Annotated in this window: 19 protein-coding genes; 10 read left to right on the top strand and 9 right to left on the bottom strand. The window is 66.4% G+C overall.

Annotation, left to right across the window (positions count from 1 at the left end):
* Positions 1-145: 145 nt before the first annotated feature.
* The 4 genes from QX071_RS12475 to petA all read right to left on the bottom strand — a co-directional run bounded on the left by QX071_RS12475 (position 146) and on the right by petA (position 5,992).
* A complete protein-coding gene (locus tag QX071_RS12475; protein WP_315706751.1) occupies positions 146-820 on the bottom strand; it encodes a dienelactone hydrolase family protein in 675 nt (224 codons plus the stop codon).
* A 155-nt stretch (positions 821-975) separates the two neighbouring features.
* On the bottom strand, positions 976-3,174 hold the full coding sequence (locus tag QX071_RS12470; protein WP_315706752.1) for a tetratricopeptide repeat protein: 2,199 nt from the start codon (positions 3,172-3,174) through the stop codon (positions 976-978).
* A 158-nt stretch (positions 3,175-3,332) separates the two neighbouring features.
* On the bottom strand, positions 3,333-5,396 hold the full coding sequence (locus QX071_RS12465; protein WP_315706753.1) for a cytochrome c1: 2,064 nt from the start codon (positions 5,394-5,396) through the stop codon (positions 3,333-3,335).
* A 65-nt stretch (positions 5,397-5,461) separates the two neighbouring features.
* Positions 5,462-5,992, bottom strand: a complete 531-nt coding sequence (gene petA, locus QX071_RS12460) for a ubiquinol-cytochrome c reductase iron-sulfur subunit (RefSeq protein ID WP_315706838.1) — start codon at positions 5,990-5,992, stop codon at positions 5,462-5,464.
* 276 nt (positions 5,993-6,268) lie between these two features.
* Between petA and QX071_RS12455 the strand changes: the two genes are divergently transcribed.
* From QX071_RS12455 to QX071_RS12435, 5 genes are all read left to right on the top strand, one after another.
* Entirely contained in the window at positions 6,269-6,736 is a 468-nt protein-coding gene (locus QX071_RS12455) for a tRNA (cytidine(34)-2'-O)-methyltransferase (RefSeq protein WP_315706839.1), read from the top strand.
* A 108-nt stretch (positions 6,737-6,844) separates the two neighbouring features.
* Positions 6,845-7,477, top strand: a complete 633-nt coding sequence (queE, locus tag QX071_RS12450) for a 7-carboxy-7-deazaguanine synthase (RefSeq protein ID WP_315706840.1) — start codon at positions 6,845-6,847, stop codon at positions 7,475-7,477.
* A gap of 18 nt (positions 7,478-7,495) precedes the next feature.
* Entirely contained in the window at positions 7,496-7,864 is a 369-nt protein-coding gene (locus QX071_RS12445; protein WP_315706754.1) for a 6-carboxytetrahydropterin synthase, read from the top strand.
* 14 nt (positions 7,865-7,878) lie between these two features.
* Positions 7,879-8,766, top strand: a complete 888-nt coding sequence (gene hemF, locus QX071_RS12440; protein ID WP_315706755.1) for an oxygen-dependent coproporphyrinogen oxidase — start codon at positions 7,879-7,881, stop codon at positions 8,764-8,766.
* Positions 8,767-8,771: 5 nt separating this feature from the next.
* The gene (locus QX071_RS12435) at positions 8,772-9,503 is read left to right on the top strand and encodes an HAD family hydrolase (protein WP_315706756.1); all 732 of its coding nucleotides are present in this window, start codon (positions 8,772-8,774) and stop codon (positions 9,501-9,503) included.
* 137 nt (positions 9,504-9,640) lie between these two features.
* Here QX071_RS12435 and QX071_RS12430 read toward each other — a convergent pair whose 3' ends face one another.
* The 5 genes from QX071_RS12430 to QX071_RS12410 all read right to left on the bottom strand — a co-directional run bounded on the left by QX071_RS12430 (position 9,641) and on the right by QX071_RS12410 (position 13,651).
* Complete coding sequence (locus QX071_RS12430; protein ID WP_315706757.1) at positions 9,641-10,501, bottom strand: alpha/beta hydrolase; 861 nt, start codon at positions 10,499-10,501, stop codon at positions 9,641-9,643.
* A gap of 360 nt (positions 10,502-10,861) precedes the next feature.
* The gene (locus tag QX071_RS12425) at positions 10,862-12,115 is read right to left on the bottom strand and encodes a CCA tRNA nucleotidyltransferase (protein ID WP_315706758.1); all 1,254 of its coding nucleotides are present in this window, start codon (positions 12,113-12,115) and stop codon (positions 10,862-10,864) included.
* Positions 12,112-12,375 carry a DUF6111 family protein gene (locus tag QX071_RS12420; protein ID WP_315706759.1) on the bottom strand — a complete coding sequence of 88 codons (264 nt, stop codon included), beginning with the start codon at positions 12,373-12,375 and terminating at the stop codon, positions 12,112-12,114. Before QX071_RS12420 ends, QX071_RS12425 begins: the two co-directional genes overlap by 4 nt.
* Entirely contained in the window at positions 12,372-13,031 is a 660-nt protein-coding gene (locus QX071_RS12415; RefSeq protein ID WP_409977542.1) for a CoA pyrophosphatase, read from the bottom strand. Before QX071_RS12415 ends, QX071_RS12420 begins: the two co-directional genes overlap by 4 nt.
* Positions 13,032-13,039: 8 nt before the next feature.
* The gene (locus tag QX071_RS12410) at positions 13,040-13,651 is read right to left on the bottom strand and encodes a DUF1285 domain-containing protein (RefSeq protein ID WP_315706761.1); all 612 of its coding nucleotides are present in this window, start codon (positions 13,649-13,651) and stop codon (positions 13,040-13,042) included.
* A gap of 297 nt (positions 13,652-13,948) precedes the next feature.
* Between QX071_RS12410 and QX071_RS12405 the strand changes: the two genes are divergently transcribed.
* The 5 genes from QX071_RS12405 to QX071_RS12385 all read left to right on the top strand — a co-directional run bounded on the left by QX071_RS12405 (position 13,949) and on the right by QX071_RS12385 (position 21,422).
* Complete coding sequence (locus QX071_RS12405; RefSeq protein WP_315706762.1) at positions 13,949-14,947, top strand: MoxR family ATPase; 999 nt, start codon at positions 13,949-13,951, stop codon at positions 14,945-14,947.
* Positions 14,947-15,933 carry a DUF58 domain-containing protein gene (locus QX071_RS12400; protein WP_315706763.1) on the top strand — a complete coding sequence of 329 codons (987 nt, stop codon included), beginning with the start codon at positions 14,947-14,949 and terminating at the stop codon, positions 15,931-15,933. Before QX071_RS12405 ends, QX071_RS12400 begins: the two co-directional genes overlap by 1 nt.
* Positions 15,930-18,746, top strand: coding sequence for a DUF4159 domain-containing protein (locus tag QX071_RS12395; protein WP_315706764.1), 2,817 nt, complete (start codon positions 15,930-15,932; stop codon positions 18,744-18,746). The genes QX071_RS12400 and QX071_RS12395 overlap by 4 nt, the downstream gene beginning before the upstream one ends.
* Positions 18,747-18,755: 9 nt before the next feature.
* Positions 18,756-20,819, top strand: coding sequence for a hypothetical protein (locus tag QX071_RS12390; protein ID WP_315706765.1), 2,064 nt, complete (start codon positions 18,756-18,758; stop codon positions 20,817-20,819).
* Positions 20,820-21,020: 201 nt separating this feature from the next.
* Entirely contained in the window at positions 21,021-21,422 is a 402-nt protein-coding gene (locus tag QX071_RS12385) for a hypothetical protein (RefSeq protein WP_315706766.1), read from the top strand.
* The last annotated feature ends 163 nt before the right edge of the window (positions 21,423-21,585 follow it).

Raw genomic sequence — 21,585 nt, 5'->3', positions numbered from 1 at the left:
AAGCCGGTGGTTATGGGTCCTCGCTTTCGCGAGGACGACGGCAGAGCATTGGGCTGCGCCATTCGCCACACAATTGGTGTCGTCTCGGCTCAAGGCCGGGACGACAGTTGAAATTGCCACGCCAACTACACAAACCGTGACTGCCTCACCCCAGATGCTTATGGAAGAACGCGGTCGCGCGGCCCCAGGCGAGCTCGGCGGCCTCGCGGTCGTGCACCGAGGCGCGCTGCTCGTTCACGAAGGCATGCTCGGCATCGTAGCGATAGAGCTCGAGAGATTTGCCGGCATCCTTCATCGCCTTCTCGAAGCCGTCGACCAGCGCCGGCGTGCACCAATCGTCCTTGTTGGCGAAATGCGCCTGCAGCGGAATCTTCACGTCGGCGGGCTTGGCCGCCTGCTCCGGCGGGATGCCGTAGAACACGACGCCGGCAGCAAGTTCCGGGATCTTGGTGGCGCCGATGATGGTGACGGCGCCGCCGAGGCAGAAGCCGGTCAATCCCACCTTGGCGCCGGTGCGCGACAGATATTGTGCGGCGCCGCGCACCGTCTGCGTGGTGGCATCCATGAAGTCGAGCGAGTTCATCTCGCGGCCTGCGGCGTCCGTGTCGTGATAGGGCACCACCTTGCCCTTGTAGAGATCGGGAGCCAGCGCATCGAAGCCGGCCAGCGCAAAGCGGTCGCACATGCCCTTGATCTGCTCCTGCAGGCCCCACCATTCCTGGATCACGACCACGCCGGGCGCGTTGCCGCCGGCTGCGTTGGCCAGATAGCCGCTCGCGTCCTTGCCGTCGGGGCGCTTGAAGGTGATGAGGGTGCCCATGGATGTCCTCCGTCGTGAGGTTTGTTGTTCAAGTGGGATTGATGGCCATTGTGGCCGCTGCGCGAAGGTCAGGCAACTGGCCTTCGCCGGATCGTGACCGGCCGCAATAGGTGGCGGGTAGCGGACACATGTGACGGGCCGACAACGGCCGATCATCACGCAGCTGCGATCCTTGCCTTGCGGGCTCTGAGTTCGCCGAGCGCCGTGCGCACCCGCGCGATCACGTCGTCCCAGTCGCGGCTGTCGCTCTGCCGGAACAGGCGCGCGGTCCGATACCAGGGACTGTCGTCCCGGTCGAGCAGCCAGCGCCAATCCGGCGCGTGGGTCAGCATGATCCAGACCGGCTTGCCGAGGGCGCCTGCGAGATGCGCAACGCCGGTGTCGACCGAGATGACCAGGTCGAGCTGGGAGATCAGCGCCGCCGTATCGGCGAAATCCCCCAGCCTGTCGCTGACATCGAGAATTCCGCTCTGCGCCAGCAGCTCCGCCTCGCCGTCGCGCAACTGCTTCTGCAGGCTCACGAAGCTCGCATCGATTCCTGAGAGCGGCAGCAGGTGGCGGAGCTCCATCGATCGTTCGCGATCGCGGACATGGTTGGGATTGCCGGCCCAGGCGAGCCCGATCCTCAGAGGGCGCCCGTTGCCAAGCAGCGTCGCCCACTCCGCCGCGGCATTGTCGGGCGCGCACAGATAAGCTCCGTCGGCCGGGATCGTCTCCAGCCCGGTCCCGAATGCCAGCGGCAGGCTCGGCAGCGGGCAGCGGAGATCGACATCGGGAATCGGATCGCCCTTGGCGATGACCTGGCTGCTGCCCGCAAGCGTCTGCATCAAGCGAGAGAGCGGCCGTTCGACCTCCAGCACGACGCGCGCGCCGCGCGCCGCGACCAGAGGCACGTAGCGGCAGAACTGGACGGAGTCGCCGAACCCCTGCTCGCTGTGCAGCAGGATCGTCTTGCCCGTAAGATCTTCGCCGCGCCATGACGGCTGCGGCAGCGCCCGCGGCGTCAGCCGCGCGACCGGCGCCTGGTGCCGCCACTCATAGCCGGCCCATCCGCCGGCGAGGTCGCCGGTGACGAGACTGGCGAGACCCTTCAGGAAGCGCGCATCCGCGTAATCCGGCCGCAGCGCCAGCGCGCGATCGTAGCTCGCCAGCGCCTCGTCGAAGCGTTTGAGATCGGACAGAATGATGCCGCGATTGGCGTGAGCCTCGGCGTAGTCCGGCCGCGCCGAGATCGCCTGGTCCTGGCTGGCCAGCGCCTCCTCCAGCCGCCGCAGCCTGTGCAGAGTCACGCCGCGGTTGTTGAGAGCGGCCGCATCGTCCGGCTGCATGATGACCGCCTGATCGTGGTCCGCCAGCGCCTCGCCATAGCGCGCGAGATCGTGGAGGACGACGCCGCGATTGGTCAGCGCCTGGACATTGTTCGGTTGCAAGACGAGCGCGCGCTCGAAGCTTTGCAGGGCCTCATCCAGACGCCCCAGCTCGTGCAGCAAGGCGCCGCGATTCACGTAGGCCTCGGCATGGCCGGAATCGAGCGCGATCGCCCGATCGTAGCTCGCCAACGCCTCGTCCGGGCGCTTGAGGTCATGCAGCGTGAGCCCGCGCTCGACCAGCGCGTTCGGATCGTTCGCGCGCAAGGCCAGCGCGGCCTGATGGCTTGCGAGCGCCTCCTCGAGCCGGCCGAGCCGGCGCAGCGCGATCGCGCGGTTGTTGAGTGCATCGACGTGCCTGGGCTGCAGCGCAAGCACGCCATCGTAATCCACCACGGCCTCCTCGAACCGCGCCAGCGCACTGTGGGCCATGCCGCGATTGACCAGCGCCTCGACAAAAGCGGGGCGAAGCGCAAGCGCTTGGCCATAGCTCTCCAGCGCCTCGGCTTGGCGGCCCAGGGCCTGCAGCACGACGCCACGATTGTTCAGTGCCTCGGGATAGTCGCCCTGCAGCGCCAGCGCGCGGTCGTAATCGGCCAGCGCCTCATCGAGCCGCCCGAGCTCCTGGAGGACGGCGGCGCGGTTGTTGAGCACGCTGACATGATCGGCGCGCAGGGCGAGCGCGCGATCAAAGCTCTCCAGGGCATCCTTAAGCCGCCCCGTCGCCTTCAACAGCGCGCCGCGATTGCTCCAGGCTTCGACGAAGTCGGGCCGCAGCGCCAACGCACGGTCGTAATGCACGAGCGCCTGCTGGTTGCGCCCGCGCGCCATGTGGATCACGCCCAGCAGGTTGAGGGTGATGGCGGAGGCAGGATCGGCCGACAGGATCTTGAGGCAGGTCTTCTCCGCCTGGCCGAGCTTGCCTGCGGCATAGGCCTTCAGGGCGATATCGAAAACCTGCGAGACGGTAAGGGAGACGGTCTTCATTTCCGATAAGCCGAGCGAGCTGGATCATCCAGATCTATCTGACTCGCGCGGATTCTGGCTAGCTCCCAAGCCCGCCTGTCGCGGGAGAGGAAATGACGCGACAACAAAAAAGCCCCCGAAGGGGCTTTTTCAGATCGCATCAAGCTCGTCCGATCGCATCAATGCGCGGCGGCCCAGACCCTCTTCTTGGTGAAGTACATCAGGCCGGCGAAGATGATCAGGAACACGAAGACCTGATAGCCGAGCTTCTTGCGCGCTTCCATGTGCGGCTCCGCCGCCCACATCAGGAAGGTCGCGACGTCGTGGGCGTATTGCTGCACGGTGGCCGGCGAGCCGTCGTCGAACGTCACCTGGCCGTCGGACAGCGGCGGCGGCATCTTGATCGCGTGCCCCGGGAAGTACTTGTTGTAGTACGAGCCATCGGGAAGCGAGAAGCCGGCCGGCGGATTAGCCTCGAAGCCCTGCAGCAGCGCGTCGATGTAGTTCGGCCCCTGCTCCTGGAACTGGGTGAAGAAGTCGAAGATGAACCAGGGGAAGCCGCGCTCGTAGGAGCGGGCCTTGGCGATCAGCGACAGGTCCGGCGGGGCCGCGCCGCCATTGGCCGCACGCGCCGCCTGCTCGTTCGGGAACGGCGAGGGGAAATAGTCGGCGACCCGGCCCGGACGCTCGAACATGTCGCCGGCGTCGTTGGGGCCGTCCTTGATCTTGTACTCGGCGGCGAAGGCCGCGGCCTGCGCCGCCGTGTAACCAGGTCCACCGTCCTCAGCCAGATTGCGGAACGCCACATAGGACAGCGAGTGGCAGTTCGAGCAGACTTCCTTGTAGACCTTCAATCCGCGCTGCAGCGCACCGCGGTCATAGGTCCCGAAAGGACCGGCGAACGACCATTTCAGCGACGGCGGGGTGCCCTCCTCCGCGGCACGGGCCTGGCCAATCGAGCCCGCGAACAGCGTGGCGGCGACGAACAGCGCGATCACCGTCGAGACCATCGGCACGCGGCCGGACTTGGCCAGCACGTCGTCGGCGATCGAGTTCGGCAGCGGACGCGGCTTCTCGATGCGGGCAAGCAGCGGCAGCACGATCAGGAAGTAGGCGAAGTACAGGAACGTGAGGATGCGGCCGGCGATCACATAGATGCCCTCCGGCGGCTGGGCGCCGAGATAGCCGAGCAGCACGCACACGATCACGAAGATCCAGAAGAACTGCTTGCCCAGCGGCCGGTACTTGTTGGAGCGGGTCTTGGCGGAATCGAGCCAGGGCAGGAACACCAGCACGATGATCGCCGAGAACATCGCGATGACGCCGGCCAGCTTGTTCGGGATCGAGCGCAGGATCGCGTAGAACGGCAGGTAATACCATTCGGGCACGATGTGGGCCGGCGTCACGCCCGGATTGGCCGGGATGTAGTTGTCGGCGTCGCCGAGATAGTTCGGCATGTAGAAGATGAACCAGGAATAGAAGATCAGGAAGCAGGCGACGCCGAAGAAGTCCTTGATCGTCGCATAGGGCGTGAACGGCACCATGTCCTTCTCGGTCTTCGGCTCGACGCCGGCCGGGTTGTTCTGGCCGACCACGTGCAGCGCCCAGACGTGCAGCACCACGACGCCGGCGATCAGGAACGGCAACAGGTAGTGCAGCGAGAAGAAGCGGTTCAGCGTCGGGTTGCCGACCGAATAGCCACCCCACAGCAGGGTCACGATGCTCTCGCCGAAATAGGGCACGGCCGAAAACAGATTGGTGATGACGGTGGCGCCCCAGAAGCTCATCTGGCCCCACGGCAGCACGTAGCCCATGAAGCCGGTCGCCATCATCAGGAGGTAGATGATGACGCCGAGGATCCACAACACTTCGCGCGGCGCCTTGTACGACCCGTAATAGAGGCCGCGGAACATGTGGATGTAGACGGCGAAGAAGAACATCGAGGCGCCGGCGGCGTGCATGTTGCGCAGCAGCCAGCCGTAGTTCACGTCGCGCACGATCAATTCGACCGAGCGGAAGGCGAGATCGGCGTTCGGCGTGTAGTGCATCGCCAGGATGACGCCGGTGACGATCTGCAGACCCAGCATCACCGACAGGATCGCGCCGAACGTCCACCAGTAGTTCAGGTTGCGCGGCGTCGGATAGGCGATGAAGGATGAGTGGACCAGGCTGATGATGGGAAGTCGCTGTTCCAGCCATTTCACGGCAGGATGGCTCGGCTGGTAGTCGGAAGGTCCACTCATGATGCGTTCCTGAAGAAATATTATCTTGGCATGATCAGCGCTGGGCCGCTCGGGCAAACGCCCGATCAGCCGATCTGGATCTTGGTGTCGGAAACGAACTGGTAGGGCGGAACGGGCAGGTTCGCCGGGGCCGGCCCCTGGCGGATGCGGCCGGAGGCGTCGTACTGGGAGCCATGGCAGGGGCAGAAGAAGCCGTCGTAATTGCCCTCATGCGCGATCGGAATGCAGCCGAGATGGGTGCAGATGCCGATCACGACCAGCCACTGCTCGTGGCCCGCCTTGGTGCGGGACTGGTCGGTGGCGGGATCGGGCAGGCTCGACAGCGGCACCGCTTGCACCTCCTCGACCTGCTTCTTGGTGCGGTGGGAGATGTAGATCGGCTTGCCGCGCCAGAACACCTTGATGTCCTGACCTTCGGCGATCGGGGCGAGATCCACCTCGATCGGGGCGCCGGCGGCGATGGTCGAGGCATCGGGGTTCATCTGGGCAATAAAAGGCCAGAGCGTGGCCACTCCCCCGACGGCGGCCACCGCTCCGGTGGCGACGAACAGGAAGTCCCGGCGTGTCGGGTGATCCACAGTAGACGCTGTCACGATTCCAACCCTTTCTTATCGTTGCAGCCGGAGGAACCGCCCCGTTCGACGTCCACCACGTGACCGGGAGATGCCTGCCGGCGCCCGCGACCCCCGCGGCGGCAGAAATGGGCGCGCTCCACCGCCCCTGGTGGAACACCCCGTCCAGAATCGATCTATTGGCACCCTTGCGATACGAGCGCAAGCCCGCTATCGGCCGGTTCGTGCGCCATGCACCACATCCGCCGGGACAAGCGGATTTTCGGCACCATTTTCCTTAAAGCCCTGAGACTCGTTTGCATGCAGATCGCGCTCTATCAGCCGGACATTCCGCAGAATACGGGCACGATTCTGCGGCTGTGCGCCTGCCTCGGTGTGGCCGCACATATCATCGAACCGGCCGGATTTCCGGTCTCCGACCGGCTTTTCCGCCGCGCGGGAATGGACTATCTGGACCGCGTGACGTGGCTGCGACACGACTCGTGGGCGGCTTTCGACGCCTGGCGGACCGAGAGCGGTCATCGCCTGTTGCTGTTCACGACCAAGGGTGCAACCTCCTACCTGGATTTCGCCTATCGGCCGAACGATATCCTGCTGTTCGGACGCGAAAGCGCCGGTGTTCCGGAAGCGGTCAGCGAGGCGGCGGACGCGCGGCTCCTGATCCCGCTCCAGCCGGGATTGCGCTCGCTCAATGTGGCCATGGCCGCTGCCATGGCAATCGGCGAGGCGCTGCGGCAGACGAGGCACGGGGCGGGCGCCGAGTCGTGACCGGCCCGCGCTGAGCATTGTCGCAAGCGATTGCCAAGCTCCCTCTTCCCGCACGCGGGCAGAGGTGACAACCACATGGCGCTGGAAGCTCGAGGAGACCTGACGACGGTGAGCTACGCGGTGAAAGAAATCTTCATGACCCTGCAGGGCGAAGGCGCCCATGCCGGCCGCGCCGCCGTGTTCTGCCGTTTTGCCGGTTGCAACCTGTGGAGCGGCCGGGAGCAGGACCGCACCGACGCCATCTGCCGGTTCTGCGACACCGATTTCGTCGGCACCGACGGCACCCTGGGCGGGCGCTATGCCACGGCCGAGGAGCTCGCCGATACCATCGCGGGGCAATGGACAGGGGGCGAGGCCAACCGCTATACGATCCTGACCGGCGGCGAGCCGCTGCTGCAGGTCGATGCGGCGCTGATCGAGGCCCTGCACGCGCGCGGTTTTGCGGTCGGGCTCGAGACCAACGGCACGCTGCTTCCGCCCGAGGGCATCGACTGGATCTGCGTCAGCCCCAAGGCCGGCGCCGAGCTGAAGCTTCGTCACGGCCACGAATTGAAGCTGGTGTATCCGCAAGCGGGCGCACGGCCTGAGGACTTCGAGACGCTGGCCTTCGAGCGCTTTTCGCTGCAGCCGATGGACGGGCCTGAGGCGGCCGAGAACACCGCGCGCGCAACCGAATACTGCCTGACGCATCCGCAGTGGCGGCTCAGCCTGCAGACGCACAAGATGATCGGGATCAGATAGAGGATTTAGACCTTCACGATGTGGGAATTGACCAAATCGTTCACCTTCGAGGCCGCGCACACGCTGCCGATCACCACGCTCGGCGAAGCGAGCCAGGAGATCCACGGCCATTCCTTTCGCGTCGAGGTGACCGTACGCGGCAACACGACCAATCCGGACACCGGCATGGTGGTCGATTTCGGCGTACTGACGCAGAGCCTCGCCGAGATCCAGAAGATGCTCGACCACAAGTTCCTCAACAAGATCGAGGCGATCGGGCTGCCGACGCTCGAGAACCTGTCGCGTTTCATCTACGAACGGGTCCAGCATATTGGAGAGGTCACCAAGGTCAGCGTCCATCGTGACAGCTGCCACGAGACCTGCACCTATTTCGGACCGCAATCGTAGACCGGGGACAGCCGATGGATACAGCCGCAATCGAGGATCACAAGGCACGCGCGCGGGCCTGGTTCGAGCGTCTGCGCGACGACATCTGTGCCGCCTTCGAACGGCTCGAGGACGAGGCGCCGGCGGAGCTTTATCCCGGTAGTCCCGGCCGTTTCGTGCGCACGCCGTGGGAGCGCACCGACCATTCCGGCGCCAAGGGCGGCGGCGGCGTGATGGGCATCATGCATGGCCGGCTGTTCGAGAAGGTCGGCGTGCATTGCTCGACCGTGCACGGCGAATTCGCCCCCGAATTCCGCAGCCAGATTCCCGGCGCATCCGAAGACCCGCGGTTCTGGGCATCCGGCATCTCGCTGATCGCGCATATGTGGAATCCGAATGTGCCGGCGGTGCACATGAACACCCGCTTCGTCGTGACCACGAAGGCATGGTTCGGCGGTGGGGCCGACCTCACGCCCGTGCTCGACCGGCGGCGCAATCAGGACGATCCTGATACGATCGCCTTCCATGCGGCGATGAAACGGGCCTGCGATGCGCATCACGCAGTGGCGCCTTACGACAAATACAAGAAGTGGTGCGACGAGTATTTCTATCTGCCGCACCGGAAGGAGCCGCGCGGCATCGGCGGCATCTTTTACGACCACCACGATTCCGGCGACTGGGAGGCGGATTTCGCCTTTACCCAGGATGTCGGCCGCGCGTTCCTTGCTGTCTATCCCGACCTGGTCCGGCGCAATTTCGGGGCGCCCTGGACGGAGGCCGATCGCGAGGAGCAGCTGATCCGCCGCGGCCGCTACGTCGAGTTCAACCTGCTCTATGATCGCGGCACCACCTTCGGGCTCAAGACCGGCGGCAATGTCGAGTCCATCCTGTCGTCGATGCCGCCCGCGGTGAAATGGCCCTGAGCCCGATGATCCCTGCCCTGCCCCGCGCCATGCTGATCGACATGGATGACACCATCCTGTCGGCTTATGGCAAGCCCGAGCTCGCCTGGACCATCATCGCCACCGAGTTTGCCGGCGAGATCGCGCCCTACGAGCCGCAGGTCGTCGCGGCGGCCATCACCGGTGCCGCGCGCCAATTCTGGTCGAATGCCGGCGCCGAGTGGCGGCTGAAGCTGATCGAGGCGCGGCAGCTCGTGGTGAAGGGCGGCTTTGCCGCGCTGGCCGCATCCAGCGGTCGCGTGTTGCCAGATGACCTCGCCGTGCGCATCGGCGACCGCTTCACGGCCTATCGCGAGGAGCAGATGTTCGTGTTCCCCGGCGCGCATGAGGCGATCGACGAGTTGAAGGCGCGCGGCGTCAGGCTGGCGCTGGTGACGAACGGCGCCGCCGACATGCAGCGCGCCAAGATCGAACGCTTTGCGCTGGCGCACCGTTTCGACCACATCCAGATCGAAGGCGAGCATGGCTTCGGCAAGCCGGAGGAGCGCGCCTATCGGCATGCGATGGAGGCGCTCGGCGTTGCGCCGCAGGACACCTGGATGGTCGGCGACAATCTGGAATGGGAGATCACAGCTCCCCAGAAGCTCGGCATCTACGCGATCTGGATCGACGTCCACGGCGACGGCCTCCCGGAAGGCTCCGATGTCAAACCCGACCGCATCATCCGCTCACTGACCGAACTGGTGCCGGACGCCTGAACGAACGACCCGGCCACCTTTGGAGCGCCCAGCGCGCCGCAACCTGTCGAAGCCAAGCCCTCCTGGTGGTCGCGCGTCCAGAACTGGGACCGCCGCCTCTCAGTCGCCAAGGGCACCCCGGTCCGGACCGCGGCGAACTAGCGTTCCGGCGCGTGATGCGTGCGACCGATCCGCGCGATGTCCTCTGCCAGACGCTGAGCATGCGTCACCATCACGCCGTGGGCGACGTCCGGGTAGACGATCAGTTCGGCGCCAGGGATGAGCTCGGCATAACGGCGCGCCGTCAGCTCGAGCGGCGCCGAGGCGTCCCGGTCGCCGTGGATCATTGTAACCGGCAGATCAAGTGCCGCCACCTCGGCCCTCAGATCGGCATTGACGATCTCGCGCTGAAAGCCGAGCGCCGAACGGCGCGAGGTATTCATGATCATCGCCGCGATCCAATCCAGTGTGCGGCGGGTGGCTCCGGGGGCAAAGGGCTCGGCATTGGCATCGATCCAGCCCGGCAGATCGGTCGCGAGCTGATGTGCGATGGCGTCGACGACGTCATCGGGAAAGCCGAGCGGATTATCCGGCTGGCGCCGCATGCACGGCCCCGTGGCTCCGACCAGCACCAATCGCGCCAGACGCTGCCGGCCATGGCGCGTCGCGTAGCGGATCGCCTCGCCCGCCGCGCCGGAGTGCGCGACGAGCACGACATCACGCAGCTCGCGACAGCTCAGCACGCAGGCAAGATCATCGGCCAGCGCATCGTAGGTGTAGTTGCCGGGATCGGTGGAGCGGCCGTGACCGCGACGATCATAGGCGAGGGTGCGAAAGCCGCGATCGTTCAAGACCGTCATCGTCGCGCCCCAGATGGAGCTTTCGGTGGCCCAGCCGCCAAGCAGCACCACTGGAGGCCCTGAACCCCAATCACGAACATAGAGGTGATGGCCGCGGTCGGTCGCAACGATGTCTGCGCAGGGCAGCGGCTGTGGGTTGGTGGCAATGGTGTCGGGCATGTGCGTCACTCCTGGAGCGGTCGCAGGAGTTTGCTCCGGCGTCGGCCCCCAACGCGATTACGTCGCGGGTAAACGGGGCTGGACCTTCGACGCGCAACCACCGACCAAGCCGCGGCTGATCGCGTTCGTGTTCTATTGACATCCGCAGGACACGCTTCCTCAACCAGCCGCGCCGGTTACAGGGCGCGCTACGGCAGGAGATCCTGCCGTAACTGATCGGCAACTTGCTCAAGCTTTAGTCGAATGCGGCCTCCGGGGAGGACGCCAGCCCGGTGTGCGCAGCTTCGAGCGATCGGATGATGTCCTTCCAGACGCGGTCGCAATGCAGTTCGATCTCACAGGCGCCGCGTCGGCAGGCGTTCACGACCGCCCGTCGCGGTGGATGCGTGCTGCAGCCTGGTCGGCGATCGCGTGCAGGCGCGGCGCATCGAGCGGAAAATCCGCGGCGAGCCAAGCATCCTCGGCCAGCGTCAGCACGTGACCGAGCAGCGGGCCTTCGGCGATGCCGCGGGCGATGAAGTCGGCGGCTTTGAGCGGAAATTTCGGCGGCGAGAACCGCTGCGGCAGAAGCGCGAGATCGCGCCAGCGTGGCGCGTCGCGGTCGCGCCCGGCCCGCGCCCAGCCAAGCAGCAGCCGGTCGCGATAATTGGTCTCGCCGAGCCGATAGAGCAGCCGCCGCGCCCGCGCCTCGTCGGCCGAGGCGAGCCGCCACCAGCGATGTCCCATCGAATCCAGCGCCTTGGTCTCGGCATTGGAGAGCTTCAGCCGCGTGCCGAGGCGGCGCGCGTCCTCCGTGACGGCGACCGCGAGCGCGGCGAGCCGGCGGATCGGGTTCGGCGAAAGGCCAAGCTCGCGCTCCGCGGCGACCATTGCGGCGAACGGACCGAGATAGGCGACGCCGCCGAGGATCGAGGTCAAGAGGCCGGCATCCACCATCGCGGTCAGCGCGCCGGCCGCGCCGTCGGCGACCAGAAGCTTCAGCATCTCCATGCGCACTCGCTCGGCCGATAGCGTGACCAGGCCGGCACGGGCGGCAATACAGGCGAGATAGCCCTCGCGGTCGGGCTCGCCATGGCCGAAGGCGGCATGGATGCGGAAGAAGCGCAGGATGCGCAAATAGTCCTCGGCGATGCGCTGGGCCGGATCGCCGATGAAGCGAACCCTGCGCACGGCGATGTCGGCGAGACCGCCGACATAATCGTGCACAAGGCCGTCGGCGGTCACCGACAGCGCGTTCATGGTGAAATCGCGCCGATGCGCGTCGCCGACCCAGTCGCGGCCGAACTCGACCTTGGCCTTGCGACCGAAGGTCTCCGTGTCCAGGCGCAAGGTCGTCACCTCGAACGGATGGCCCTCGAGCACCAGCGTCACCGTGCCGTGGTCGATGCCGGTCGGCACGCTCTTGATCGCGGCGACCTTCGCGCGACGGACCACCTCGGCCGGAAGCGCCGTGGTGGCGATGTCGACGTCGCCGATGGGAATGCCGAGCAGCGCGTTGCGCACGGCGCCGCCGACCACGCGCGCCTCCTCGCCGTCGCAGTTCAGGAGCGCCAGCACGCGGGCAGCCGGACCGGATCTGAGCCAGGGCGCATCCAGCATCTGCGCGTCGGTCATCGCTCAACTCCGGGAACGAGTTTGCCGTGCTCGATATGCGCCGGCGTGTAGGTGGAGTTCGGCGGCGCGCCGGAGAACTGAGCGAGCAAAACGAGGCTCACGATCACCAGCACGAGCGCTGCCACCGTGAGCTTCGCGATCAGGGCGAGCGGCCAGGCGGCCGGCACGAACAAGCCGGAGCGGGTCGCCAACAGAAACAGCGCGTAGACGGCAAAAGGAATGAGGAAGATCCCGATTTCCGTCAGAATGGATCGGATCATGAGAGATAGATCCGCTCATACAACAGCCGCAGGATCCCGGCCGTCGCGCCCCAGATATAGCGCTCGGCAAACGGCATTGCGTAATAGGTCCGCTCCATGCCGCGGAATTCCTTCGCATGCAGCTGATGATTGGCAGGGTTCATGAGGAACGACAGCGGCACCTCGAAGGCGTCGTCGACCTCGCCCTGGTTGATCTTGAGCGCAAATCCGGGCCGCACCCGCGCCAAAGTCGGCAGGATACGGAAGCCGAAAGCGGTGCCGTAGACATCGAGATAGCCGATCGGATCGACGAAGCCGCGGTCGAGCCCGACCTCCTCCTCGGCCTCGCGCAAGGCGGCATCGAGCGGCGAGGCGTCGGTCACGTCGATCTTGCCGCCGGGAAAGGCGATCTGCCCGGCATGGTTGGACAGATGCGCGGAGCGCTGGGTCAGGAGCACGGTCGGCTCGGGATGCTCGACCACCGGAATCAGCACGGCGGCGGGACGAATCGGCTGCTCGCGCGCGATGATCTCGAGCATGCGATCGGTGCCGGAATCCCCGCTCTCGGGAATGATGTTCGGATCAAGCAGCGCGGGCGGCACATCGAACCGCAGTCGCTGCCGGCCACGCTCAAAAAAATCGGCTGAGCTGAGCACGGCCGCCCCATTCCTCACCATGGCCTCGGTCAACCTGCGGCCCTCACCTCTTCCGCATCCGCCATCGGGAAGAAGTCGCCGCCCGACTCCAACCCAAACACCGCCCGACCATCGATCATCCGCTCCTCACCCATGTCAACCAGCTCATAGTAGAGCGGCCGCGTGACTTTGGCCCAGAGCCCGGCGCGAACGTGCAGATAGGGGGTGAGCCCGCCGCCCTCGCCCGGCTCGAACCGCAGGCGATGCGCCGCATCGCAGGCCACCCAATCATCAACATTGGTGCGAAAATGCAGCAGCCGGCCGCCTTGGCCTGGTTCGACCCGCATTTCTACGGCCATGAAGGGCGCATCGTCGACGCGGATGCCGACCTTCTCCACCGGCGTGACAAGGAAATATTTGTCGCCCTCGCGCTTGAGAATTGTCGAAAACAGGCGCACCAGCGCAGGCCGGCCGATCGGCGTGCCCATATAGCTCCAGCTACCGTCCGAGCCGATTCGGATGTCGAGATCGCCGCAAAATGGCGGATTCCACAGATGCACCGGCGGCAGCTTTCCGGAGGCGCTCGCCGTGCTGGCGGCGGCGGTCAGACGATCGAGGCCTGGACCGGTCCCGGCATCCGTGCTCTGCCCTTGGTTCGCCATTGTTTCCTCTGAGGTTGCGCTATCGGCCTTGGCACGATTGGTGCAGATTATCTTGGTGCAAATTGTCTTGGTGCAAATCGTCATCGCAGAACGACTGGTAAAAGTTCCGGATGCGGGCGCCCTGACCAGAGGTCGCCATATCGTGATGCGCTCGATACCCCAGAATGCCGATAAGATGGGGATAGTTTAACTCAACGAATACAGAGCCTTCGCGCAATCTGGCCGCGGTTTCATTGGAAAAATGGAGCGGATCGGCGGTCAGGGACTTAAAGGCTGCGGGGCAGAGGAGAAGCGGGAATGGCTGAGAGTGCCGAGAAGCTCGAAGATGCGATCGTCCGGTCGGCCGAACAGGTGTCGGGGCAGATTCGCGCGGCGAAGGACGCCATCTCCGCCGTCATCTTCGGCCAGGACAAAGTGGTGGAAAACACCCTGGTGACGATCCTCTCGGGCGGCCACGCCCTGCTGATCGGCGTTCCCGGCCTTGCCAAGACCAAGCTGGTCGAGACGTTGGGCGTGACGCTCGGGCTCGACGCCAAGCGCATCCAGTTCACCCCGGACCTGATGCCGTCGGACATTCTGGGCGCCGAAGTGCTGGACGAAAGCTCGGCCGGCAAACGCTCCTTCCGCTTCATCGCAGGGCCCGTGTTTGCGCAGCTTCTGATGGCGGACGAGATCAACCGCGCCAGCCCGCGCACCCAGTCGGCGCTGCTGCAGGCCATGCAGGAGCAGCACATCACGGTTGCGGGCGCCCGCCATGATCTGCCCAAGCCCTTCCACGTGCTGGCGACGCAAAACCCGCTGGAGCAGGAAGGCACCTATCCGCTGCCCGAAGCCCAGCTCGACCGCTTCCTGATGGAAATCGACGTGGAATACCCCGACCGCGATGCCGAACGGCGTATTCTGTTCGAGACCACCGGCGCCGAGGAGGCCGCGGCCAAAACTGCCATGACGGCGGACGCGCTGATCGCGGCGCAACGGCTGGTGCGCCGCCTGCCGGTCGGTGATTCCGTGGTGGAAGCGATTCTGTCGCTGGTCCGCTCGGCGCGTCCGGGACCGGATGCGGGCGAAGCGGGCAAGCTGATCGCCTGGGGCCCGGGCCCGCGCGCCAGCCAGTCCCTGATGCTCGCAGTGCGCGCCCGCGCGCTGCTCGACGGCCGCCTTGCGCCCTCGATCGACGACGTGCTCGATTTGGCCGAGCCCGTGCTGAAGCACCGCATGGCGCTGACCTTCCCGGCGCGCGCCGAAGGGCGCACCATTCCGGACGTGATCCGGCAACTCAAAAGCCGGATCGGTTGATGGCCGCAACGCGAGAGCACGCCGACAAGGAGATCGTCGCAATCCGGCGTGCCGATGGCGAAAGTCGCACGCTTTCCGCATCGTTGCCGCGGCTGGTGCTGGAGGCCCGCCAGATCGCCGCCAACGTCATCCATGGCCTGCATGGGCGCCGCCGGTCGGGTCCCGGCGAGAGTTTCTGGCAATATCGCCGCTTCGTCTCGGGCGAACCGTCGCAGCGCGTCGACTGGCGGCGCTCGGCGCGTGACGATCATCTCTATGTCCGCGAGCAGGAATGGGAAGCCGCGCACACCGTGTGGATCTGGCCCGACCGCTCGCCATCGATGAGCTTTGCCTCGAAGGACGCGCGCGACAGCAAGCTCGAGCGCGCATTGATCGTGACCTTTGCGCTCGCCGAGCTGCTCGTCGCCGGCGGCGAACGGGTCGGCATTCCCGGCCTGATGAATCCGACTGCCAGCCGCAGCGTGATCGACCGGATCGCGCAGGCGATGCTGCACGACGAGACGGACCGGCCGAGCCTGCCACCCTCCTTCGTCCCCTCGGCGCTCGCCGAGATCGTCGTGCTATCCGATTTCTGGTCGCCGATCGGAGAGATCAAGACCATGCTGGCGGGCCTTTCCGCCTCCGGGGCGCATGGCACGATGGTGCAGGTGGTCGACCCCGCCGAGGAGAGCTTCCCCTATTCCGGCCGCGTCGAATTCGTCGAGCCCGAAGGCGGGCAGATGATCATTGCGGGCCGCGCCGAGCGCTGGGCCGAGGACTATGTCGCCCGCGTCGCACTGCATCGTGAGGAGATCCGCGCCGAGACCGGCAAACTCGACTGGCTGTTCAGCACGCACACGACCAGCCGTTCGGCGGCTGAGCTGCTGCTTTTCCTGCACGCCGGGATGACCACCAGCAAAGGCGGCATCCGTGGCAACATCAAAGCCGGACATAGCGCATTGGGACCTGGCGCATCAGAATTTGGCGCATCAGGATTTGGCGCATGATGGGTCTGCCGCTCTCTTTTACCGAACCGCTGCTGCTGATCGGACTGGTCAGCCTGCCGGTGCTCTGGTGGCTGCTCAGGCTGATGCCGCCGCGGCCGCGGCGCATCGAGTTTCCGCCGACGCGGCTGTTGTTCGATATCACACCGCGAGAGGAGACGCCCTCGCGCTCACCCTGGTGGCTGACCTTGCTGCGGCTGATCGCAGCCGCGCTCGTCATCTTCGCAGCCGCAGGTCCCATCTGGAATCCGCGCAACCAGGCCGCGGGCAGCAAGGCGCCGTTGGTGCTGCTGATCGACGACAGCTGGAGCGCCGCGGCGAGCTGGGACGCCCGCCTCAGGACCGCCGACGAGACGATCGCCAATGCCGATGCGGACCGCCGCGGCGTCGCGCTGGTGCCGCTGTCGGAGCCTGCGCGTGACATCACGCTGATGCCGGCCGGAGCTGCGCGCGTCGCGCTGCGGCAGATTGCGCCCAAGCCGTTCACCGCCGAGCGTGCCGACGCGCTGCCGATGCTCGATCGCTTCCTGAAAGCGACCGGCGACGCCGAGATTGTCTGGCTGTCGGACGGCGTCGACCCCGGCCGCGGCGGCGAGTTCGTCGCGGGTCTCGGCAAGACCATCGGCGAACGTCCGCTCACGGTCTTCGAAGGCGGCACCCTGTCGCCGCTGGCGCTGGCCGACGCCGAGAATGCCGCCGCCAAGATGACGGTGAAGGTGCTGCGCGCGGATCTGAGCGTGCCCGGCGGCATCGTTCGCGCGCTCGACGCCAAGGGCTCGCCGGTCGGCGACGCCCAGTTCAGCTTCTCCCCGGGTGCGCACGACACCGAAGCGAGCTTCGACCTGCCGGTCGAACTGCGCAACGACATTACGCGCCTGGAGATCGCGGGCGAACGCTCCGCCGGCGCCGTGCAGTTGCTCGACAAACGCTGGCGCCGGCGTGCAGTCGGCATCGTGTCGGGCTCGACCAGCGACACGGCGCAGCCGCTGCTCGCGCCGACTTTCTATTTGACGCGCGCACTGGCGCCCTTCGCCGACCTCAGGCTTGGCGACCGCGGCGCGCCACAGCAGGTGATCAGCCAGTTTCTCGACCAGAAAGTGCCGATGATCGTGATGGCGGACGTCGGCACCCTGTCGCCGGAACTGCGCGACCGGCTCACCGGCTGGATCGAGAACGGCGGCGTCCTCGTCCGCTTCGCCGGGCCGCGGCTGGCGCAGGGCGACGACGACCTCGTGCCGGTCAAGCTGCGCCGCGGCGGCCGCACGCTCGGCGGCAGCCTGACATGGGAGAAGCCGCAGCATCTCGCCGCCTTCGCCGCCGACGGCCCGTTCGCCGGCCTCGCTGTCCCGAAGGATGTCACGGTCAGCCGGCAGGTGCTGGCCGAGCCGGACGCGGTGCTGGCGACCAAGAGCTGGGCCTCGCTGGAAGACGGCACACCTCTGGTCACCGGCGAACACCGCGGCAAGGGTGTGATCGCGCTGTTCCACGTCAGCGCCGACATGCGCTGGTCGGATCTGCCCATGTCGGGCGCGATGGTCGAGATGCTGCGACGGATCGTCGACATGTCCGGCTACACCGGCACACCTGGTGCAGGTCCGGCCGGCGAGACGGCCAAAGCGACGCTTGCCCCGCTCCACGTGCTCGACGGCTTCGGCGCGTTCGGGCCGCCGCCTTCGACCGCCAAACCGCTGCCCGCGAACTTCCAGGACCGCGCCTCGCTGGACCATCCACCTGGCTTCTACGGCCCTGCCGAAGGACCCACTGCCGTGAATACGCTTGCCGCCGCCGATCGGATCCTGCCGCTTGATACGTCGAGCCTCACGGCACGCCGCGCGAGCTACACCAACGCCGAGCCGCGCGATCTGAGGGGCATCCTGCTCTCGACCGCGTTGCTCCTGTTCCTGATCGACGCTGTCATCGTGGCGTTGCTGGGCGGCGGCTTGGCAGCGCTGGTGCGACGGCGCGCCGCGCCGGCGGCCGTCGCCGTCGCGCTGCTCGCCACCGGTGCCATACTCGCGATCGGCGTCCCCTCGCCCGCGCGCGCTGACGCCGCCAGCGACGAGTTCGCGATGCGCGCGGTGTCGCAGACCCGGCTCGCTTATGTCGTGACCGGCAATGCCGACGTCGATTCGATCGTCAAGGCCGGCATGACGGGACTCACCCTGTTCCTGGCTCAGCGCACCGCGCTGGAAGCCGGCGATCCTGTCGGCGTCGATCCCGCCCACGACGAACTCGCGTTCTTTCCGCTGATCTACTGGCCGATCGTGCCGGGCGCGCCAAAGCCGCCGCAGGACGCGATCAACAAGATCGACGCCTACATGAAGCAGGGCGGCACCGTGATCTTCGACACCCGCGACGCCGTCGAGGCGCCGCCCGGCGACAACGGCTCGCAAACTCCCGGCATGCAGGCGCTGCGTGAGATCCTCTCCTCGCTGGATGTGCCCGAACTCGAGCCGGTGCCGCGCGAGCATGTGCTGACCAAAACGTTCTACCTGCTGCGCGACTTTCCGGGGCGCTACACCAACGGCCAGACCTGGGTCGAAGCGCTGCCCAAGGAGGACGAGGACGAGAGTGCGGCGCGCCCGGCGCGCGGCGGCGACGGCGTGTCCCCGATCATCATCACTTCAAACGATCTTGCGGGCGCCTGGGCGATCCGGCCCGACGGCCAGGCCATGCTGCCGCTGGTGCCGGGCGAACCGCGCCAGCGCGAATTCGCCTTCCGCGCCGGGGTCAATATCGTGATGTACACCCTGACCGGCAACTACAAGGCCGACCAGGTGCATGCGCCAGCGCTGATCGAGCGGCTGGGGCAGTAAGGCTTCGCTATGAATTACGGCATCGCGTTCACGCCCCTCGTCCCGTCGATCGTATTGTGGCTTGCGATCGGCGCCATCGTGGTCATCACAGCGCTGCTGCTGATCGGCCGTGCGCGCGGTGCCTGGGTCCGCATCGCGGCGCTGGCTCTGATCGCGTTGGCGCTCGCCAACCCGCAATTCACGCGCGAGGACCGCGAGCCGTTGACGTCGGTCGCCGCCGTCGTCGTCGACAAGAGCCCGAGTCAGAATTTCGGCGACCGCAACAAACAGACCGCGCAGGCGCAGGAGGCGCTGGTCAACGCGCTGAAGAAGATCAAGGGACTTGAGGTGCGCGTGGTCGAGGCCGGACAGGCCGACGGCGAGACCGACGGCACCCATCTGTTCGGCGCGCTCACCTCGGCGCTGTCCGACGTGCCAGTCGAGCGCGTGGCGGGTGCCTTCCTGATCACCGACGGCCGCGTGCACGACATCCCTGCCAATGCGGCGGCGCTCGGCTTCCAGGCCCCGGTACAGGCGCTGATCACCGGACAGAAGGCGGAGCGCGACCGGCGCATCGCCATCACCGCAGCCCCGCGCTTCGGCATCGTCGGCCAACCGCAGACCATCAGCTTCCGCCTCGACGATCAGGGCGTCAGCGGCGAGCGCGCCAAGGTAGTGATCCGGCGCGACGGCGAGGTGATCAGCGAACGCTCCATGACGAGCGGCCAAAGCGGAAAGGTCGATGTCGACATCAAGCATGAAGGGGCCAACATCGTCGAGATCGAGGCCTCCCCGCTCGAAGGCGAGCTGACGCCGGTCAACAACCGCGCCGTCGTCTCGATCGACGGTGTGCGCGACAAGCTGCGCGTGCTGCTGGTCTCGGGCGAGCCGCATTCCGGCGAGCGCACTTGGCGCAACCTCCTGAAGTCCGACGCCAGCGTCGACCTCGTCCACTTCACGATTCTGCGGCCGCCGGAGAAGCAGGACGGGACGCCGATCAACGAATTGTCGCTGATCGCCTTTCCGACCCGCGAGCTGTTCCAGCAGAAGATCAACGAATTCCAGCTGATCATCTTCGACCGCTATGCGCGCCAGGGCGTGCTGCCGATCGGCTATTTCGAGAACATCGCGCAATATGTGCGCAATGGCGGCGCGGTGCTGGTATCGGCGGGTCCGGACTACGCTTCCAACACCAGCATCTGGCGCACGCCTCTGGACTCGGTGTTGCCGGCTGAGCCGGTCGGGGTCACCGAGAAGCCGTTCTATGCGCATCTCTCGGAGATCGGCAAACGCCACCCGGTCACGCGCGGGCTGGAAGGCTCGGACGCCGAACCGCCGCATTGGAGCCGCTTCTTCCGCACCGTCGACACCCGCAACGCGGTCAACCCGCCGGTGATGACCGGTCCCGATGGCAAGCCGCTGCTGTTCCTGTCGCGGTTCGGCGAAGGTCGTGTCGCACTGCTGCTGTCCGACCATATCTGGCTGTGGGCGCGTGGCTACGAGGGCGGCGGACCACATCTCGACCTGCTCCGGCGCATGTCGCATTGGCTGATGAAACAGCCAGACCTCGATGAGGAAGCGCTTCGGCTCAAGGTGGAAGGCCACGATCTCGTCGTCGTCAGGCAGACCATGGCGGACACGGTGTCGCCGGTCACGGTGACCTCGCCGTCCGGCGCTGCCCGCGAACTGACCTTGAGCCAGGGCGAGCCCGGCGAATGGCGCGCCAGCCTGCCGGCCAACGAACTCGGCCTGTGGCAGGCGACCGACGGCACCTTGAAGGCGCTAATCAATGTCGGCCCGACCAACCCGAAGGAATTCTCCGAGGTCACCTCGACCACGGAGACCTTGAAGCCGCTGACGCAAGCGACCGGCGGCGACGCCAAGCGGATCGCGGACGGGTCCGGCGTGGAGATCCCGCGCATCGTGCCGGTGCGCTCGTCCACCTTGTTCAGCGGCGACGGCTGGATGGGCGTGCGCATGCGCGACGCCAGCATCGTGAAGGGCGTCGGTGTGCTGCCGATGTTTGCCGGCCTGATCGGCCTGCTGCTCCTGCTCGGCGCCTTCGCCGCAACCTGGCTACGCGAGGGCCGCTGATCGCACGCCCCGCGATCATTTTGCCGCATGGATCATCTGATGAGCCGGCACCAGCGTCGTGGCGTGAAGGTCACAACGTTGCTGATTTTGTCTGCCGCGTCAGCCGACTGATTGACACTCTCGAACCGTCCCTGCGATGTTACACTATAACATCGGCTGGCTCGCTCCAGCCGAACAGGGGCGTTGGTTCAACTGATTCAGATGACCTGGTTTCGCACGAACATCAGGGCGGGCTCCCTGCTGGCGCTCATGGCGCTCGCGGTGCAGATCGCGCTCGCGTTCGGGCACAACCATTGGCCTCCTGCGCAGACGCCGCCGGCCTCCATCGTCGCAGCCCTGAACGGGGATGGTGTCGCAAGCGGCGCGCAGAGGCTCACGACCGAGCAGAGCCCGAGCAAGCAGGATCGCGATCAGCAGCCGGCTGACGCCTGCGCGATCTGCGCCGTCATGGCGATGGCGCAGACGCTACTGCTGTCGCCACCGCCGGTGCTCGCACCGCCGCAGGCTGTGGCGTTCCATCGCGGCGTCGCGCTGCTCGCCGATGTCGTTGAACTCGCAGCCATCGAGCTCCCCTTCCAGCCCCGCGCGCCTCCTCTCTCCTGACCGTCCGCCGTTTGAGACGCAAACGATCCTGGCGGGTGCGCCCGGATCCTCAGCTCGTTGGAATTGGTCCGTCGCGTGTCGACGGCAGGCGCGCCCGTTCGATCGAAGGAGATCTGGGCCGCCTGACTTAGGGGTCAGGACTTGGAAATCATGTTTTCTAAAC

The organism is Bradyrhizobium sp. SZCCHNS1022 (assembly GCF_032484835.1).
Lineage (GTDB): Bacteria > Pseudomonadota > Alphaproteobacteria > Rhizobiales > Xanthobacteraceae > Bradyrhizobium.
This window is presented reverse-complemented; position numbering and strand designations above follow the sequence as displayed.